16 protein-coding genes, 1 tRNA gene and 1 pseudogene are annotated in these 17,246 nt (G+C 48.1%); 8 read left to right on the top strand and 10 right to left on the bottom strand.

The features are described 5' to 3' along the window. Positions 1–8 precede the first annotated feature (8 nt). The 4 genes from ACFSRY_RS19785 to ACFSRY_RS19770 all read right to left on the bottom strand — a co-directional run bounded on the left by ACFSRY_RS19785 (position 9) and on the right by ACFSRY_RS19770 (position 2,287). Positions 9–851, bottom strand: a complete 843-nt coding sequence (locus ACFSRY_RS19785) for a universal stress protein (protein ID WP_377512312.1) — start codon at positions 849–851, stop codon at positions 9–11. Positions 852–898: 47 nt separating this feature from the next. Then, positions 899–1,510, bottom strand: a complete 612-nt coding sequence (locus ACFSRY_RS19780; RefSeq protein WP_377512309.1) for a class I SAM-dependent methyltransferase — start codon at positions 1,508–1,510, stop codon at positions 899–901. A 156-nt stretch (positions 1,511–1,666) separates the two neighbouring features. Next, entirely contained in the window at positions 1,667–2,053 is a 387-nt protein-coding gene (locus ACFSRY_RS19775; RefSeq protein WP_377512306.1) for a DUF302 domain-containing protein, read from the bottom strand. Positions 2,054–2,086: 33 nt separating this feature from the next. Further along, positions 2,087–2,287 (bottom strand): YgaP family membrane protein, encoded by a 201-nt coding sequence (locus tag ACFSRY_RS19770; protein WP_377512304.1) that lies wholly within the window; start codon positions 2,285–2,287, stop codon positions 2,087–2,089. A 187-nt stretch (positions 2,288–2,474) separates the two neighbouring features. On the opposite strand from ACFSRY_RS19770, the gene ACFSRY_RS19765 reads away from it, so the two are divergent. Continuing rightward, entirely contained in the window at positions 2,475–3,227 is a 753-nt protein-coding gene (locus ACFSRY_RS19765; RefSeq protein ID WP_377512411.1) for a type I restriction endonuclease subunit R, EcoR124 family, read from the top strand. A gap of 159 nt (positions 3,228–3,386) precedes the next feature. Here the strand turns inward: ACFSRY_RS19765 and ACFSRY_RS19760 are convergent, their stop codons facing one another. Together ACFSRY_RS19760 and ACFSRY_RS19755 are read right to left on the bottom strand one after the other, a co-directional pair. Then, positions 3,387–3,509, bottom strand: a complete 123-nt coding sequence (locus ACFSRY_RS19760) for a hypothetical protein (protein WP_377512301.1) — start codon at positions 3,507–3,509, stop codon at positions 3,387–3,389. A gap of 731 nt (positions 3,510–4,240) precedes the next feature. Continuing rightward, entirely contained in the window at positions 4,241–4,438 is a 198-nt protein-coding gene (locus ACFSRY_RS19755; protein ID WP_377512298.1) for a hypothetical protein, read from the bottom strand. A gap of 75 nt (positions 4,439–4,513) precedes the next feature. Between ACFSRY_RS19755 and ACFSRY_RS19750 the strand changes: the two genes are divergently transcribed. Together ACFSRY_RS19750 and ACFSRY_RS19745 are read left to right on the top strand one after the other, a co-directional pair. Next, positions 4,514–5,518: a hypothetical protein gene (locus tag ACFSRY_RS19750; protein WP_377512295.1), complete on the top strand. Its 1,005-nt coding sequence runs from the start codon at positions 4,514–4,516 to the stop codon at positions 5,516–5,518. A gap of 159 nt (positions 5,519–5,677) precedes the next feature. Beyond that, the gene (locus ACFSRY_RS19745; RefSeq protein WP_377512291.1) at positions 5,678–6,127 is read left to right on the top strand and encodes a hypothetical protein; all 450 of its coding nucleotides are present in this window, start codon (positions 5,678–5,680) and stop codon (positions 6,125–6,127) included. Here the strand turns inward: ACFSRY_RS19745 and ACFSRY_RS19740 are convergent. Next, a complete protein-coding gene (locus ACFSRY_RS19740; protein ID WP_377512288.1) occupies positions 6,124–6,339 on the bottom strand; it encodes a hypothetical protein in 216 nt (71 codons plus the stop codon). The two genes, ACFSRY_RS19745 and ACFSRY_RS19740, sit on opposite strands and share 4 nt — an antisense overlap. Here ACFSRY_RS19740 and ACFSRY_RS19735 point away from each other — a divergent pair. Further along, positions 6,332–7,153, top strand: a pseudogene (locus ACFSRY_RS19735) (recombinase family protein); the annotation flags it as partial. The gene ACFSRY_RS19740 and the pseudogene ACFSRY_RS19735 sit on opposite strands and share 8 nt — an antisense overlap. A gap of 60 nt (positions 7,154–7,213) precedes the next feature. Here the strand turns inward: ACFSRY_RS19735 and ACFSRY_RS19730 are convergent. The 3 genes from ACFSRY_RS19730 to topA form a co-directional block, all read right to left on the bottom strand. Further along, on the bottom strand, positions 7,214–7,345 hold the full coding sequence (locus ACFSRY_RS19730) for a hypothetical protein (protein ID WP_377512285.1): 132 nt from the start codon (positions 7,343–7,345) through the stop codon (positions 7,214–7,216). A 544-nt stretch (positions 7,346–7,889) separates the two neighbouring features. After that, positions 7,890–7,961 (bottom strand) — tRNA-Glu (locus ACFSRY_RS19725). A 72-nt stretch (positions 7,962–8,033) separates the two neighbouring features. Beyond that, complete coding sequence (gene topA, locus ACFSRY_RS19720) at positions 8,034–10,463, bottom strand: type I DNA topoisomerase (RefSeq protein WP_377512282.1); 2,430 nt, start codon at positions 10,461–10,463, stop codon at positions 8,034–8,036. Positions 10,464–10,630: 167 nt separating this feature from the next. On the opposite strand from topA, the gene ACFSRY_RS19715 reads away from it, so the two are divergent. The 4 genes from ACFSRY_RS19715 (at position 10,631) to ACFSRY_RS19700 (ending at position 17,235) form a co-directional block, all read left to right on the top strand. After that, positions 10,631–11,122: a SixA phosphatase family protein gene (locus ACFSRY_RS19715; RefSeq protein WP_377512279.1), complete on the top strand. Its 492-nt coding sequence runs from the start codon at positions 10,631–10,633 to the stop codon at positions 11,120–11,122. A 114-nt stretch (positions 11,123–11,236) separates the two neighbouring features. Then, positions 11,237–11,983 (top strand): ParA family protein, encoded by a 747-nt coding sequence (locus tag ACFSRY_RS19710; protein ID WP_377512275.1) that lies wholly within the window; start codon positions 11,237–11,239, stop codon positions 11,981–11,983. A 138-nt stretch (positions 11,984–12,121) separates the two neighbouring features. Continuing rightward, on the top strand, positions 12,122–16,636 hold the full coding sequence (locus ACFSRY_RS19705) for a HAMP domain-containing protein (RefSeq protein WP_377512271.1): 4,515 nt from the start codon (positions 12,122–12,124) through the stop codon (positions 16,634–16,636). Continuing rightward, a complete protein-coding gene (locus ACFSRY_RS19700; protein ID WP_377512268.1) occupies positions 16,636–17,235 on the top strand; it encodes a chemotaxis protein CheW in 600 nt (199 codons plus the stop codon). Before ACFSRY_RS19705 ends, ACFSRY_RS19700 begins: the two co-directional genes overlap by 1 nt. Positions 17,236–17,246 lie beyond the last annotated feature (11 nt).

The following is a 17,246-nucleotide window of genomic DNA, read 5'->3' as shown; positions in this document are numbered from 1 at the left end:
AAAGGATTTTAGTTAAGATGATAGGTCATCAAAGGGCGAATACAGTGGTTCACCAGTGTTTCAGCGACACTGCCATAAAACAGGTGGCTGATGCCTTTTCTGCCATGCGTACCGATCAGCACCAGGTCCATTTCGGATACTTCGTTAAAGCTGCGCACACCGGCCGGTACTTTATAGTTGTGATGCAGGTGCAGATCATAGTTCTGTAAATTCAGCTGCTCCGCAAAATCCTGCATGTTGTGTTTCATTTGCTGGATTTTAGTTTTATCTTCTTTGTCTACGATCTGCAACAGGTGAAGCTTTGCGTTAAATAGCTGCTGTAGTATTTTTATAGTGGCTACACTTTGCTCTGGTTGCTTTTCAGCTTCAAAGTCTGCCACCCACAATAAGTTTTGAATAGGGGTGATGGCTGCATCTTTGTGTATGGTGATAACCGGGATGTTGGTGTACCTGACCACATGCTGCGCTTCTGAGCCTGATACTTTTTCGAGCCATCCATCAGCGCCGTCTGTACCCATGATCACCAGATCAATGCTTTTAGTGTTGGCATAGGTAGCGAGGGTTGTGGTTAAACCGCCAAATAGCACTTCACTGGTAAAGCTGAAATCAACGTGCTGTTTCAGCTCTGCAAATTTTTGTCCAGCCAGCTGCTGCTTTTGCTTTAGTTCGCCTTTGTTCAGCGTTTCCGATGCATCAACAGAGCCAGCCCATTCAGCGGAATTTACTTCTATCACATGCACCAGGTGTGTATTGATGGGCGTCTTATCCATCAGGAAAGCCAGGAATTCAATTGCTCTGTAAGATACCGGAGTAAAGTCTACCGGCACCATGACGTTCAATTTATCTTTCATTTGAGTAGTGGCTGTCAGCCTTTGTGTTATTGTTTTTTTATATTCTCTTAATTTTCTACCTTCTTTTGAGCTACCATTCTGGTCACAAAGCCAGCACCGCTGTGATAGGCTCCTTCATTCAGCTGTATGTCTACTTCATCGAGTTGTTGAATCTTTAGTAGGTTGAAATCATCCTGCAGCATTTCGGCCTTATAAAGCATAACCTTATCTTTTGGTCCGCCGGAACTATAGCTCAGCTGGTTTGGGTGGAAAGCTTCCAGTATAACAGTGCCACCAGGTTTTAGCCACCTGATGACCTTCTGATGCAGTTGCAGGCGCAGCGCAGGCGGGAAATGGGCATAGATCAGTGCCACCGCATCTACGCTCTCAGGTTCACAGTCAAAGTTCATCGCATCTGTTACCTGATAGTTTATAATTACACCACGCTGTTCTGCCAGTGCCATGGCTTTTTTATAACCTGCTTCGCTGAAATCAAATGCTGCAACTTGCCAGCCTTTCAGGGCTGCATACACTGCATTCCTTCCTTCCCCTTCGGCAGGCAGCAACAACTTTCCGGGCTGCAGGTGCTGTAGATGCTCCCTGAAAAATACATTAGGCTCAGCGCCGTATATCATTTGTTCCTGGCTGTAGCGGTCGTTCCAAAAGTCTTTCATAGTCATACTTTTTAAGTTTGTTGATACAAAGATGGGGTATGGCTTGCTCCGGTTCAGTGACATTGGTTACAAACCATTTATATTTGAATCACTAGCTAGCAGACAAAAAGAAAGCTGCACTTTTCAGCACAGCCTTCTTTTAGTTATTAGTTGATTTTGGCGCTATAGTTTGTCGATCGCGGTTTTGAGCTTCTGGCTTACTTCTTCTGCCAAGGAAGAAAGGTTCGGGTTGTCTACGGCAGCCATTGTTTCCATCGGGTTGATAGCGGTTACTTCCACTTCGCCATTTTCGTGTTCCTGCAGCAACACATTGCAAGGCAGCATAACGCCGATATTAGGCTCCTGCTGTATAGCCTGGTGCGCCAGTTTCGGGTTGCAGGCACCCAGTATCTTATAGTTCCTGAAGTCTACCTGCAGCTTCTCTTTAAACTTCTCTTTCAGATCTATCTCACTGATCACGCCGAAGCCTTCCTGTTGCAGTGCTTCTTTTACTTTGGTGGTAGCATCGTCAAAAGAGCCAATTATTTTCTTACTTACGTGGTAACTCATAGCTTAATTTGGTTTAGTGGCTTGGATTTGCGTTTAGTACTCTAATGTGTCTATATCGGCCACATCATAAGCCGGACAATGCCCTACAGAGCTTGTAAGCACAAATATGGTTGCCAAACCGCCTAAGGCAATGGCTGCAGGTCCTTTTACTGTTTTGGTGGCAATGAGGGCTGCCGCGCCCGCTGCCAGTGCCGATCGTACAATACGATCAGTTGTTCCCATGTTCTTTGTCATAGCTTTCTAAGTTTAGTGGTTCTGATTATCAACTATAGGTAGTTAACGCAAGCCTTTTGAGAGTGTTCTAAGCTAGCTAAATCAATGCTATGATGTTAAATGCCAACGTTCTATGCTTTGAGAAGGGGGTAAGTGAGTTGAATCACAAATTTTACCCCGCGTAGTACAGTAACTTGCTAAATTTAACATCGCCTTTGCCGAGCTGCTGAAGATTGCACCAACCGTCGGCAGCGTAGACAGCCTGCCAAGTGAAGAAGAAGAGCTGGAGTTTGTAAAAGCTTTCCGCGAATTGATGCGCCTGAAAAACGTGCTCACCACCTTCGCCGACTTCAGCTTTGCTAACCTGGCCATGTCTGAGCAAAGCTTCGAAGACTACAAGAGCAAGTACCTGGACCTGTACGACAAGGTAAAGACAGACACCGCCAAAGAGAAAGAATCTATACTCGATGACGTGGACTTCGAGCTGGAGCTGATACACCGCGACGAGATCAACGTGGCCTACATCCTGAAGCTACTTGCCAGGTTCAACACCGCCAGTCCGGAAGATCAGGAACGTCAGAAAAAAGCCATCCTTGATACGCTTACCGGCGAAGCCACCCTTCGTAGCAAACGCGAGCTGATTCGCAAGTTCATAGAAGAGAACCTGCCGCACATAGAAGACATAGACGACATTACAGAAGCCTTTGAAAACTTCTGGGCTAAAGAGCAAATGGCTGCTTTTGAGAAGATGAGCAAAGAAGAACAACTGGACCCGGTAAAGCTGCAAGCTGTGATGGGTAACTACCTGTTTACCGAACGCACACCTTTAAGAGATGAAGTGCTGGACATGCTACCCGCCAAGCCAAAACTACTCGAGCGCAAGCCCATTGCCGAGCGGATCACAGCCAAAATGTTGAGCTTTGTAGAAACGTTTATCAGTGGGATGGGAGCGAGGTTGTAGGGGGCGCAACCTACTTATAAACACGTGCCGGACTATACCCGGTGGCAGCTAGCAGGTAAGTAAGCGTGCTCAGTATAGTCCTACTTGGAGAGGCGAAGAAAGGAGGGATAATGAGAAAAGTCGTTGAATTTGTTTTACTAAAGTCGGTTTTGGTATATTTCAGTGAAGCGGGTTTGTTAGTACATCCTGTGTTAGGCGTGCGCCAATTAGACCCGGAAACAGGCCTACAACGGCCGTGAAAGTCACTTGTTTTCCGGCCCGTACTTTTGGTGCGGAAGACATAGCAGTTTTGCGGCCCCGGAAAGCCGCTTTTTCCGGTGTGTTTTGCGCCCGCCCACGGATGCCGGAAAAACGCCGTAGAACCTGCACGCAACAACGCGTAACAGCGGGTAACTATTTGTTCCGGCGGAAAAGCAAACGTGATCCTGCTCCGTTGCAAGCCATGTAATTCCGGGTCCGCGCCACCTGTTTTTCCGCATGCCGGAATTTACCGTTTCTGCGGTCCGGCGAGAGGCGTTTTCACGGTCCGTTTTCCGGCCTTTTTTCCGCTGGCTTGTCCGGTGAGGTTTCCGGCCCTTTTCATCGCGTTCAAAACCTTGCACTTTTCCGATATGTTAGCATTTGTGGTCGTATAGGCTGTGTTACGAAAAAACAACCCCTTCGCCTTGCGCGCGGCGGACGCGCGCAAAAGCCGTGAATTGATAGGTTTGCCGCGCAAATTTTTAGACTGTAACTATTTGATAACATCGTTCTTAGCTAACTTTATTCCGGGCTTGTTTTACCGGTCCGTGGAGCAATTCTTTGCGCGTGCAATTTCTGCCTTTTCCGGCCTCTTTCACCGCACCTGTCCTTCACTCTTTTTTCCGGCGCTTTCTAAGCGCCGGAAACAGCGCTTTTCTCGCCCGCCTGCACGTTGTTTCCGGCCTAGTCGACTGTGGGTGTAATGCCACGAGCGATAAGTTATTATGTTGTTTTATCCTGGCCGGACTGAGTCCGCCGCGCGGCCCCCGGCACTACAGGTGTATTTTAGTCCGCACTACTCCGTTTTCCGGCTTTTTTTGCCAGTCCGGCTTTTTGGCAAAGGCTATATAGTTGCGCCCGCCCGCGCATGTGCGCCCACGTGTGCGAGGCAGCTGTTTTTTCCGCTCTACTTTCCGGAGGTTTGTTGTGCCACCCTCGCTATCGCCACTACTTTCCAGCTTTGCGTCCATCTTTTTCCAGGTGCGGCAATAAAAATTACAAAAACGTTGTATAGTTATTATTAAATATTACCTTTGGGTAATATTATGCAGAAGATGCACACAGAACACATCACACAACCCGCGGACGGGGCTACGGCCCAGCCGGCGGAAATGACGGAGGAAGGGGCGGAGTCAACAACTGAGCCCTTCGGCCTTGGCCTGGACGCGCAGGATTTGCAGCAGCTGCCGCGGCTTTACCAGAAGCTGCGCGAGCCGCTGTTTTCTTTGAGGCAGGCCGGCATTGCCTCCAAGCTCTACGTGGACTGGAAGAAGGCCGGACTGGCCCCCGCCACCGAGGAGCAGGGCTGGACCCGGCTCAGTTTTCTGGAGTACCTCTGGCTGCGCATGGCCCGCGAGCTGCGCGAGTTGGGGTTGCCGCTGGCAAGGGCAAAGGCGCTGCGCGAGTACCTCTTCCACGAGTTCCGCCTTACGCCGGAGGTTTTCACGCCGCAACTGCTGGAGAGGGTGGAGGCTGAGCTCCGAAAAACGGCCATGCCCCTGGCGCAGGTGGCAGAAGTATTGGCGCTGGCAAAAAGCGGTCAGCTGGATGAGCTGCTCGGGCAGTTCGGCGTCAGCTTCACTCTGCTCGAGGCGATGGTCTACGGCGCCCTTTACCGCAAGCAGGAGGCCGGCCTGCTGCTGTTTGCCTCGGGCGAGCAGGTGCCCTGGCTCGATGAGATGCTGGGCATGGGGCCGGAAGGCCAGCGGCTGCTAGAAAGAACCCACGTGTTCCTCTCCGTCACCGAGCACCTGGCGGAGTTCATCCTCGATGAGGAGAAGGCCGACTACATCCCGCGCCTCTCGCTGCTTTCGGAGGAGGAGCTGCAGGTGGTAAGGGCCGTGCGCAACAAAAGCTTCCGGCAGGTAACCGTCACGTTCGGTGAAAAGCGGCAGATCACCTTGCGCACCACCTCAGATGGTATGCTGGATGAGGCCTTGTCGAAAGAGCTGATTGAAACGCTGGCACTTAAGAACTACCAGTCGGTGGAGCTCGAAAACCGTGGCGGTTCTAAGCTGAGGTTTACCAAGGAGCACCGCCGCAGGATTTAGTGCCGAGGGCTTACAGGCTTTTGACACACGTTACGCTTTAGCTTACTCCTGCCGGACGCTGATCCGTCGGGGGAAAGGGTAGCGGTAGCCCCGCACCCAACCAATAAGCCCGCCCTTGTACCGGTGGCCCCGGACTTGTGGCACTGGCAAACTCTAAAAGTGAAAACGCTAACAAAAAAACAACAAAGGAAAAACAAACAGCTACAACAAAGACAAACCAGTAAAAACAAACCAGTACAGCCTGAGGGCAAAGCAAGTGCTGCTCCTGCAGTAGAACTGGAAGAAGCGCCGGGAGAGCTCAGCGGCTATGAAAGCTGCTACAGGCAGCTGACTGAAGAAGCAGAGACCGTGGAGCGCCACGCGCGGGAGCTTCGGCAAACGCCGGGGCTGGAGCACTTAACCGACAAAGAAGCCCAGGCACAGGTGGACTTCATGCTGCGCTTCTCGGCCTGGGTGTTCAACCAGCACCTGGCGGAGCAGCAGGCAGCTTCAACCATGGCTGATGAAGAAAGCTTAGATGAAATAATGCCTGAGCCACCAAAAGTTTCTAAAGTACCGAAGCCGAAATACCAGAGTAACAAAAAAGTAACAGAATCCCTTTCCCGTTAATCCAGATAGAACATGAAAAAGCAAACCAAAGCAGCGGTGCTTGATGTATCAGAAGCTGCACCTAAAACAAAGAAGTCAGCTAAAGCAACGAAGGTAACGACTGCAAAATCTTCTTCGAAAGCTAAAGCCAAGGCTGCTACAACTAAGCCTGCGCCAGCTAAAAAGCCTGCTTCACTTAGAGTTGCTTCAGGGAAAGGGAATGAGCTGAGCATCTTTGCCCGGCCCCTGCAGAAAGGCAGCAAGAAAGCTGCCCCACGTGGCAAGGTAGCCATCATCTACACCCGCGTCTCTACCAAGGAGCAGGCCGAGACCAACCAAAGCCTCTCCACTCAGATGGAGCGCTGCCAGGCCTATGCCGATCGCCACGGCTACCAGGTGGTGGGCACCTTCGGGGGCACCTATGAGAGCGCCAAGTCCGACGAAAGGAAGGAATTCCAGAAGATGCTCGAGTTTGTGAAGAAAAGTAAGCTCCGGGTAGGCTATATCATTGTCTATTCCCACGACCGCTTTTCCCGTACCGGCTCTTCGGCCATTGGCATCGTGGATGAATTAGGTCGTATGGGTATCTCGGTGGTGGCCGTGACCCAGCCGGTCGATACACAGACAGCCGCTGGCAAACTGCAGCAGGGCATTCAGTTCCTCTTCTCGCAGTTCGACAACGACCAGCGACGTGAAAAATGTATGACCGGTATGGAAGCCCGTGTGCGGCGAGGTCTATGGGTGGGTAAAGTACCGATGGGCTATGACAAAGTGATTGTGGGTAAGGACGTGGTCTTAAAGCCTAACAAAACCGGTAAACTCATCCGCCTGGCCTTCCAACTCAAAGCAGAGCAGGGACTGAGCAACACCGACATCATCAAGCGCCTGAAAGCACAGGGATTGGTGTTATATAATCAAACCATCACCAAGCTCTTTAAAAACCCTTTCTATTGCGGTCTGATCTCGCATGGCCTGCTCGAGGACGGGGAGGTGGTGGAAGGCCAGCACGAGCCGCTGGTCACGCGCCAGATGTTTCTGAAGGTGAACGGGCTGCAGGCCCAGAACGCGCACGGCTATACGCAGGTCAAAGAAGACGAGGAACTGCCGTTAAGGCATCACATCAAGTGCGGCTCGTGTAGAAAGCCCCTCACCGGCTATGAGATGAAGAAAAAGCAGATCCACTACTACAAGTGCAACACCATCGGCTGTAAGCTCAATCGTAATGCAGGCAAAATGCATAACCTCTACGAGGGCTTTTTGTCGGAATTGGAGGTGGACCCGAGGTATCTGCCCAAGCTGGCTGAGATCATGGAGGAGACCTACCACAAGCTAAGCGAGGAAAGCAGGGGCGAGGAGAAGCGCCTGCAGACCCAGCACACGGAGCTGAAAAAGAAACTGGATACGCTGGAGCGAAGGTATGCCTTCGGTGAGATCGAGAAAGAACTCTTTACCAAATTCAGCGCAGAGCTGAAGGCAGAGCTGTTGGAAATCGAGCGAAATCTGGAAAAGTGCGCACCAGCCTTATCGAACCCAAAAGAGTTCATGAAAATGGGTCTGGAAAAAGCGGTAACTATCTCATCTTCATGGTCTAAAGCAAATGTGCAGTCAAGAAAACAGCTGCAAGCGATGATGTTTCCAGAGGGGGTGTATTATGACCGGGAAATGGAGGGTTATCGAACCCAAAGGGTGAACGGCTTTTTCGCCCTTTCCAGCGAGATAAGCAACTATTTAGCTGAAAAAGAAAAAGGGAAAAGCGAACAAAATACTCACTTTTCCCTTTCAGTAGCCCGTAGGGGAATCGAACCCCTGTTACCAGAATGAAAATCTGGCGTCCTAACCCCTAGACGAACGGGCCGTTCTGTCTAATTGTGGTGCAAATATAACGGGTGTTTTTTTATCCGCAATAGGCAGAGAGAAATTTATTTAATTACTTTTTGCTTGAGGCCTTTGGTTTAGCAGTTTTAGCAGTCTTTTTACTTTTAGCAGGCGCTTTCTTAGCAGTGGTCTTTTTTTCCGGCTTTGATTCAGCATCGGTTTTCTTCTTGAATCCTCCGCGGCCCTTTTTCTCCGGCGTTGCTTCTGCTAAGTCTAAACACTCTTGCAGCGTTAAATCATTCGGCTCTTTTCCTTTAGGTATTTTTACATTTTTCTTTCCAACTACTATATAAGGACCATAGCGGCCATTTAGCACCTGTACATCAGGATTCTCATCAAAAGTTTTAATGGTCTTTTCTGCATCTGCTTTCCTCTTTGCTTCTATGAGTTCTACAGCTTCCTGGGCGGTTACCTGTAGTGGGTCTATTGACTTTGGCAGAGAATAAAACTTGCTGTTGTGTCTTATATAAGGACCGAAGCGGCCGATAGCTGCAGTCATCTCTTTGTCTTCGTAAGTTCCAACAATGCGGGGGAGCTTGAATAGCTCCAGAGCATCCTCCAATGTGATCGTCTCTAAAAACTGGCCTTTGCGAAGACTGGCATAAGTAGGTTTTTCTCCTGTTTCAGGGTTTTCTTCTCCTAATTGCACGTATGGACCGAAACGACCAAGTTTTGCAAAAATAGTTTTACCGGTAGCGGGATCCGTGCCTACTTCCCGTGTAGCAGAAACATCAGCTCTGGATATGTTTTCACTTGATTCAATGCGCTGATGGAACTTCTGGTAGAATTGATCCAGCATTTTTTCCCACCCTTTCTGGCCTTGCGCGATTTCATCAAATTCAGCCTCAACGCGGGCAGTAAAAGAGTAATCAATCACATTGGGAAAATGCTCTACCAGAAAATCATTTACAACCATGGCCATGTCAGTAGGGAAAAGCTTTGCTTTTTCAGCCCCTGTGATTTCTGTTTTATTTTGAGATGAAATCTGGCTATCCTTTAATGTTAGGACCTGGTAATTGCGCTCTTTACCCTCTCTGCTGTCTTTTTCAACGTAACCGCGCTTTTGTATAGTAGAAATAGTTGGAGCATAGGTAGATGGTCTGCCAATACCCATTTCTTCCAGTTTTTTTACCAGGCTGGCTTCTGTATAGCGGGCAGCAGGGCGGGTAAAACGTTGGGTGGCCAGCATCTGGCGCAGATCAAGATTTTGGCCAATGCTTAAAGGTGGCAACATTCCTTTTACATCCTCATCAGATTCATCTTCATCCACTGATTCAATGTAGACCTTCAGGAAGCCTTCAAACTTTATCACCTCACCGGAAGCTTGAAGCTTTTGGTCTGGCTGAGTGGAGATTCCAATAGTAGCTGTGGTCTTTTCGATCTCAGCGTCCGCCATCTGGGAGGCAATGGCACGTTTCCATATTAACTCATAGAGTCGCTGCTCATTCCGATCAGTGCTGGCTTCCATTACTGAGAAGTCAGTGGGACGTATGGCTTCGTGCGCTTCCTGAGCCGATGCTGATTTTGTTTTGAAATGACGAACCTTAACGAATTTTTCTCCAAATGAACGATTTATCTCTCTGGTAGCTCCCTGTATGGCTTCTTCTGATAAATTTAAAGAGTCGGTACGCATGTAGGATATTTTACCCGATTCATATAGGCGCTGAGCGACGGTCATGGTTTGGGCAACAGAGAAGTATAATTTACGGCTAGCCTCTTGTTGAAGGGTAGATGTTGTAAAAGGAGGAGCTGGACTACGTTTCAGTGGCTTCTTCTCCAGGTTCTCGATCTTATAGTCTGCTCCAACACACTTTTGTAAAAATGCCTGAGCCTCTTCTTCAGTTTTGAATTTCTTTGGTAACTCAGCCTCCAGTGTTTTTCCTTCAACATTGAAAGATGCCGTAATACGGAAAGAGGATTCTGCTTTGAAACGCTCTATTTCCCTTTCCCGCTCAACAACCAGCCGAACGGCAACAGATTGCACCCGGCCTGCTGAAAGTCCGGTTTTAATTTTTTTCCAAAGCACTGGAGACAACTCAAAGCCAACCAGCCTGTCCAGTATACGCCGCGCCTGCTGAGCATTGACCAGGTCCATGTCAATGCCTCTAGGTGAATTGATGGCATTGACGATGGCGTTCTTTGTAATCTCGCGGAAAACAATGCGACGGGTTTTAGAATCGTTCAGGTTCAGTGCCTCTGTGAGGTGCCATGAAATAGCTTCTCCTTCACGGTCATCATCTGATGCAAGCCAGACAGTTTCTGCTTCCTTTGCCAGTTTCCGTAGCTGTGATACAACCTCTTTTTTGTCGCTTGATACAACATAGGTTGGTTTAAAGCCATGCTCAATATCAATGGCATTATTACCTTTTGGCAGATCGCGTACGTGGCCGAAACTGGATTTCACCACATAATCTTTTCCTAAATATCCCTCGATTGTTTTGGCCTTGGCAGGCGACTCTACTATAATTAAGTTTTTTATCATGCGTATATTTAAAGGCAGGCTTAGCCGAAATTTGCCCAAAGTTCAACTATTTTTTTCAACATTTACAACCTCTTTCGTATAACATAGGTTTAACACCTGAATAATTTAAGGTTATTAAACAGCTTAAGCAGCCATTTAGCATCTATACGGGCACACTTTAGATTTATATGCAAAGAAGAATACTCATCTGCCGGCACGCAGAAACAAACGAACCTCATCCTTTCCAATCTGACTTTGAACGAGAGTTAACCATTAAGGGTACAAAACAGGCGCGGGAAACAGGCTCCTGGCTGCGGGAAAAATTCACTAAAGTTGATTGTATCCTTGCAAGCCCAGCCAAAAGAGCACAGGCTACTGTGCGTATAATTGCTGGGCGATTATACTTCCCCGAAGATGAGATAAAATATGATCCCGATCTTTATAATGCCAGGGAGCAGCAGCTGCTTCAATGCCTCAGCACACTTCCTGCTGAGGCTAATACTGTCTTACTTGTGGGGCACAACCCAGGTATCACACGGCTTGCAAGGGAGCTTACTGATAAATTGGTCGCTTACCTGGAGCCAGCGGATGTAGTTGCTGTGGAAATTGAGCTTCCGGAGTGGAATGATATTCATTACACAACCGGCACATTATCAATTAATAAAATGCAGCAGGCATAGCAGGTCCTGCCGGCTCCTACATATATGAATTTTTTATCATAAGTTAATTTCTTTAGCTTTATATCCTTCAAAGCATTCTTTTGGTTTTAAAGATCGCATTTTAGCATCTCCTGTATGAAGACAACAACTGTTGCTGTCATTAACCAGAAAGGCGGCACTGGTAAAACAACCACTACCATTAATTTGGGAAGCGCCCTAAGCAAGCAAGGCAAAAAAGTGTTACTTGTCGACCTTGATCCCCAAAGCAACTTATCTTACTCTTTAGCTGTTGCCAATCCAGAGGCAACTCTGGCTGATGTTTTCCTCGGCAACAGGAAACTAGTTGAAATTATTGTTGAAAAAGATGGGCTTTGGATAGCTCCGGGTTCAAATGAGCTAGTAGATATTGAAATATCACTGGTTTCGGAGAAAGAGCGGGAAACTTTTTTAAAAACTATACTTGCCGAAGCAAAGGGCTTTGATATCATTCTGATTGATTGTCCTCCGTCCCTGTCTGTTCTTACCCTTAATGCACTAACGGCTGCTCAGGAAGTTCTTATTCCCTTACAAATGGAAGTACTTACGCTACAGGGGCTTGATCAGATAACCAATACGGTGGCACGTGTGCGAAAAGCTTTCAATCCTAAACTAAAAATAAAAGGTATCGTAGTGGTCATGTTTGATGTTCGCAGAAAACTGAGCCAGGAGGTGCTGGAATACCTGCATGAAAATGTGAAAGAGAAAATATTTAAGAGCCAGATTCGCCTGAATGTAAAGTTGGCAGAAGCCCCATCTTTTGGTAAAAGTATTTTGGACTATGATACATCCTCTAACGGAGCCAAAGATTATAAAGCGCTGGCCGAAGAATTTCTGAAGAGCTAAAACACATGTACCGCGTAGGTAAACATTAAATATAAAAGTGTAAATTGCATTAATGCTGTGCAATTTTTTTAGATAGCATTTTCTTTATTAAAAGACACCCTTTCCAATCAAATAGAAGTCATGGCCTTAGGTAAAAATTTGAAGTTGAGCAAAGACAAGCTCATAAGTGAAGTAGAAGCAAATCCTAACAAACCTGCTGCCACAAAAGCCAAGGATGAAAATAAGGCTCCTGTTGCTCAGGTGAAAGAGAACAATGCAAAGTCTGGTGGCGCAACTACCGCTGCCACTGCTGATAAAAAAGCGACTCCACCTGCTACCTTGAATGCAAAGGGACCAGACAGAAGCAGGGGTGGGAAAAAGCAAGTGCTTCCAAGTGATCCGGAATATATCAGCGAGCAGCTAAACAAGGTGCTGTATGCCCTGGATGCCTTTAAAAAGGGCGATATATCGGTTCGACTCACGAAACAAAATGATGACATCTTTGCTGAAATAGCCGAAGCCTATAACTCCATGGTGGAGATGATTGGTGGTGTAGGTGGAGAGGTGTCACGTATCTCTAAAGTTGCCGGTGTTGAAGGTAACCTTAAAGCCAGGGCTTCTGCAGAGAGCGCATCCGGTTTCTGGAAAGACATGATCAATAATATCAATGGTCTTGTTGATTCGATTGCGGTTCCGGTATTGGAAGTGGGGAAAGTACTTAAGAACATTTCGCGGGGTAACCTGGATGAAACCTTCCAAATTCCTGTGTCAGGTGACTTTAAAGTGATGGCGGAGACCATCAACCGTACCATCGATAACCTGAATCTTTTCGCTGGTGAGGTAACCCGCGTGGCGCTAGAGGTGGGTACAGAGGGTAAACTGGGCGGACAGGCATCAGTACCAAACGTAGCTGGTATCTGGAAAGACCTTACCGATAATGTAAATACCATGGCCTCGAACCTAACGGCACAGGTGCGGGACATTGCCAACGTGGCAACAGCCGTGGCCAAGGGCGACCTGACGCAGAAAGTGTCTGTTGATGTGAAGGGTGAGATCGCTCAGCTAAAGGATAACGTGAACCAGATGGTGGACTCGCTCAACATCTTTGCTGACGAGGTAACCCGTGTGGCGCGCGAGGTAGGTACCGAAGGTAAACTGGGCGGCCAGGCTAAAGTGCCAAATATTGGTGGTGTTTGGAAAGATTTAACTGACAATGTGAACACCATGGCTTCGAACCTAACGAGCCAGGTGCGGGATATAGCGAATGTTGCAACTGCCGTGGCAAAGGGTGACCTGACGCAGAAGGTAACGGTAAATGTAAAAGGAGAGATTGCCGAGTTGAAAGACATCATCAACCAGATGGTGGACTCCCTAAACGTATTCGCAGGTGAGGTAACCCGCGTGGCGCGTGAAGTGGGTACGGAGGGTAAACTGGGTGGACAGGCCAATGTGCCTAGAGTAGAAGGTACCTGGAAAGAGTTGACGGACAACGTAAACTACATGGCCTCTAACCTGACCAGCCAGGTACGTGACATTGCCAACGTGGCGACAGCCGTGGCGAAGGGCGACCTGACACAGAAAGTAACGGTGGATGTGAAGGGTGAGATCGCTGAACTGAAGAGCATCCTAAACGACATGGTGGACCGCTTGAACGTGTTTGGCGCAGAAGTAACCCGCGTGGCGCGTGAAGTGGGAACCGAGGGTATACTAGGAGGTCAGGCAAATGTACCGAACGTAGCAGGTATCTGGAAAGACCTGACAGATAACGTGAACTACATGGCCTCTAACCTGACCAGCCAGGTGCGTGACATTGCCAACGTAGCGACAGCCGTGGCGAAGGGCGACCTGAGCCAGAAGGTGACGGTGGATGTGAAGGGCGAGATAGCGGAGCTGAAGGTGAACGTAAACCAGATGGTGGACTCGCTCAACATCTTTGCCGGTGAGGTTACCCGTGTGGCACGTGAAGTGGGCACGGAAGGTAAACTGGGCGGACAGGCCAATGTGCCAATGGTTGCCGGTGTATGGAAGGATCTGACGGACAATGTGAACACCATGGCGAGTAACCTGACGCAACAAGTGCGGGATATTGCGAATGTAGCAACCGCCGTGGCGAAAGGTGACCTGACGCAGAAAGTTACTGTAAATGTGCAAGGTGAGATTGCTGAGTTGAAGGAAAACATCAACCAGATGGTGGACTCGCTCAACATCTTTGCCGGTGAGGTTACCCGTGTGGCTCTTGAGGTGGGTACCGAAGGAAAACTGGGTGGACAGGCCAACGTGCCAATGGTTGCCGGTGTATGGAAGGATCTAACAGACAATGTAAATACCATGGCCTCAAACCTGACTGTTCAGGTGCGGGACATTGCCAACGTGGCAACAGCTGTTGCGAAGGGAGACCTGACGCAGAAAGTAACGGTTGATGTTAAAGGTGAGATCGCTGAACTGAAGGAGAACATCAATCGAATGGTGGATTCCCTGAACGTATTCGGTGATGAGGTGACCCGCGTGGCACGTGAAGTGGGCACGGAGGGTAAACTGGGCGGTCAGGCCAACGTGCCGAATGTAGGAGGAACCTGGAAAGAACTTACCGATAATGTAAATATCATGGCTTCTAACCTGACACTTCAGGTTAGGGATATTGCAAAAGTTGCTACCGCGGTGGCAAAAGGAGACTTAACACAGAAAGTAGCGGTAGAGGTTCGTGGGGAAATACTTGATCTGAAAGAGAACCTGAACCAGATGGTGGACTCCCTGAACGTATTTGCTGACGAAGTTACCCGAGTGGCACGTGAGGTGGGTACCGAAGGTAAACTAGGTGGTCAGGCAAATGTTCCAAAAGTTCGCGGAACCTGGAAGGAACTAACAGACAATGTGAACACCATGGCTAGTAATCTTACAAGCCAGGTGCGTGACATTGCAAAGGTTGCTACTGCCGTGGCGAAGGGTGATCTGACGCAGAAAGTGTCTGTGGATGTGAAGGGTGAGATAGCGGAGCTGAAGGAAAACATTAACCGAATGGTGGACTCGCTCAACATCTTTGCCGGTGAGGTTACCCGTGTGGCCCTTGAGGTGGGCACGGAGGGTAAACTGGGCGGTCAGGCCAACGTGCCTAACGTTGCCGGTATCTGGAAGGATTTAACAGACAATGTAAATACCATGGCCTCCAACCTGACAACTCAGGTAAGGGGAATAGTTAAAGTAGTTACAGCGGTATCAAAAGGAGACCTTACACAGAAGCTGACGCTCGAAGCTAGAGGCGAGGTAGCTGATCTTGCTGACACCATTAACACGATGGTTGTTGACCTGAACAGGCTGGCAGGTGAAGTTAGCCGTGTGGCAAGAGTAGCGGGTGTGGAAGGTAAACTTACTGAGCGAGCAACACTGCAAGGCGTTGGAGGAAGCTGGAAAGAATTAGTAGATACGCTGAACGACCTGCTGGAGTCTATTGTAACCCCGGTACTGGAGGTATCAAGAGTAGTGCGTGGCATTTCTGAAGGTGACCTTACACAGCGGGTAGAAACACAGACAGCAGGTGACATCCAGGACATGGCTACAGCCCTGAATCTGGCAGTTGAGAACCTGAATGCTTTACTCGGTGAGATCAATGACTCTTCATTAGTGGTAGGAAGCTCCTCGGAGGAAATGGCCGCTAAAGGACTGGAAATGAATAAGGTAACTCTTGATGTGGCCCTGGCAATGCAACAAATGGCAGAAGGTGCACAAAATCAGGCCCTTAAAACAGACCAAGCCTTTAAACTGATTGAAGAGATCATGAAAGCCACCAAAGAAACAGCCAATCGTGCTGAGGTGGTGAACAAATCTGCCAAAGTTGGTGAGGAGACCTCTCAGCATGGTTTGAAAACGGTGGCAGAAGTGGTGAAGAACATGGAGGAAATCTCTACCTCTGCATCCCTCACTTCTAAAACCATTGAAGTACTTAGCACACGTTCCCAGGAAATATCTAAGTCACTTGGTGTAATTACAGACATTGCAGCTCAGACTAACCTTCTGGCGCTGAATGCTGCCATTGAGGCGGCACGGGCCGGCGATGCAGGTCGTGGTTTTGCCGTGGTTGCCGAGGAAATCAGGAAGCTGGCAGAAGGATCACGTAAATCAGCAAGCGAAATTGCTACGCTCGTTGATGACGTTAAGAAAGATACGGCTTCTGCGGCAACGGCTATTTCAACAATGGAGGGAAGGGTATTGAAAGGAAAGAATGCTACCTTCGAAGCTTCTGGTGCCTTTAAGAACATTGCTGCTTCAAGTGGCGAGACGCTTAGAACTGCACAGGATATTCTTACGGCAACTGAGGTTCAGAAATCTTCAATCGGTGACGTAGTGAAATATGTGGAAGAAGTGGTAGCGATTGCAGAACAAACTGCATCTGGTACACAGCAAGTGGCCAGTACAGCAAAACAACTTTCGGCTTCCATGCAAGTGCTTACTTCTTCATCGCAGAACCTGAATGACATTGCAGCAGACCTGCAAATCAGTATTTCTGCCTTCAAACTGATTGATGGAAACCTGATTTTTAACGGCAACAAAAACCGTAGAATGTTAGCCATTCCTACCATTTCTAAATCAGAAAGAGCAACAACGGGTAATACAAGAATTGCCACCAGCTCAAAAAGTTCTAATGGATCTGCTAAAGCAGGAGAAATCAGCAAGAAGTAATGGTAAAGCAAGTGAAGAAGGATGGCGCAGCCGATAAGCCGGCTAACGGTACAACTACATCAGGGCAACAGGAGGTTGTAGGCGAATTGTTAAATGGTGAAACACCTGCAAACGGTGCTCCCATAAAAGAAGAGAAGGTTGTGCACCTGATTGTTTTTAAACTGGGCAGCGAACACTATGCTATAAAAATTGACCAGGTAAAAGAGGTAACAATTACTCCTGACATCACCAGGATGCCCCGTACACCTGACTTTGTAAAAGGTGTTGCTAATATACGTGGTGATATTATCGCTATTGTTGACCTGGAGAAGCGTTTTTCCATACGACCGGCACCCGTTACTGAAAATTTTAACTCTAACCTTACTTATACCTTAGTTATTGAAGCAAAGGATTATAGTATAGGAGTTGTAGTAAAGGAAATGCCACAGTCCTTAAACCTTGCTATGTCTAAAATAGATAAAGCACCTTCCTTTTTACAAGACACAAGTATAAAGGAGTCCTATATCGAAGGAATAGCAAAGGTTGATGGCCGGCTTATCATTGTTCTGGACATGTACCGGATCTTAACAAGTGATGAGATAAAGCAGCTTACAAACTGATAATTAATAAG

It is taken from the genome of Pontibacter locisalis (assembly GCF_042684605.1).
GTDB lineage: Bacteria > Bacteroidota > Bacteroidia > Cytophagales > Hymenobacteraceae > Pontibacter > Pontibacter locisalis.
The sequence above is the reverse complement of the archived record's forward strand: the minus strand, read 5'-3'. Positions and strand labels throughout refer to the sequence as shown.

What these genes read in the sequence shown, in the direction of transcription:
- ACFSRY_RS19760 (WP_377512301.1), bottom strand. Translation starts at nt 3,509, where the DNA reads ATGTCTTCCGCACCAAAAGTACGGGCCGGAAAACAAGTGACTTTCACG.
- ACFSRY_RS19730 (WP_377512285.1), bottom strand. Translation starts at nt 7,345, where the DNA reads ATGCATTTTGCCTGCATTACGATTGAGCTTACAGCCGATGGTGTTGCA.
- ACFSRY_RS19700 (WP_377512268.1), top strand. Translation starts at nt 16,636, where the DNA reads ATGGTAAAGCAAGTGAAGAAGGATGGCGCAGCCGATAAGCCGGCTAAC.
- topA (WP_377512282.1), bottom strand. Translation starts at nt 10,463, where the DNA reads ATGATAAAAAACTTAATTATAGTAGAGTCGCCTGCCAAGGCCAAAACA.
- ACFSRY_RS19780 (WP_377512309.1), bottom strand. Translation starts at nt 1,510, where the DNA reads ATGACTATGAAAGACTTTTGGAACGACCGCTACAGCCAGGAACAAATG.
- ACFSRY_RS19785 (WP_377512312.1), bottom strand. Translation starts at nt 851, where the DNA reads ATGAAAGATAAATTGAACGTCATGGTGCCGGTAGACTTTACTCCGGTA.
- ACFSRY_RS19740 (WP_377512288.1), bottom strand. Translation starts at nt 6,339, where the DNA reads ATGCTCAGCTCATTCCCTTTCCCTGAAGCAACTCTAAGTGAAGCAGGC.
- ACFSRY_RS19715 (WP_377512279.1), top strand. Translation starts at nt 10,631, where the DNA reads ATGCAAAGAAGAATACTCATCTGCCGGCACGCAGAAACAAACGAACCT.
- ACFSRY_RS19755 (WP_377512298.1), bottom strand. Translation starts at nt 4,438, where the DNA reads ATGGACGCAAAGCTGGAAAGTAGTGGCGATAGCGAGGGTGGCACAACA.
- ACFSRY_RS19775 (WP_377512306.1), bottom strand. Translation starts at nt 2,053, where the DNA reads ATGAGTTACCACGTAAGTAAGAAAATAATTGGCTCTTTTGACGATGCT.
- ACFSRY_RS19770 (WP_377512304.1), bottom strand. Translation starts at nt 2,287, where the DNA reads ATGACAAAGAACATGGGAACAACTGATCGTATTGTACGATCGGCACTG.
- ACFSRY_RS19710 (WP_377512275.1), top strand. Translation starts at nt 11,237, where the DNA reads ATGAAGACAACAACTGTTGCTGTCATTAACCAGAAAGGCGGCACTGGT.
- ACFSRY_RS19750 (WP_377512295.1), top strand. Translation starts at nt 4,514, where the DNA reads ATGCAGAAGATGCACACAGAACACATCACACAACCCGCGGACGGGGCT.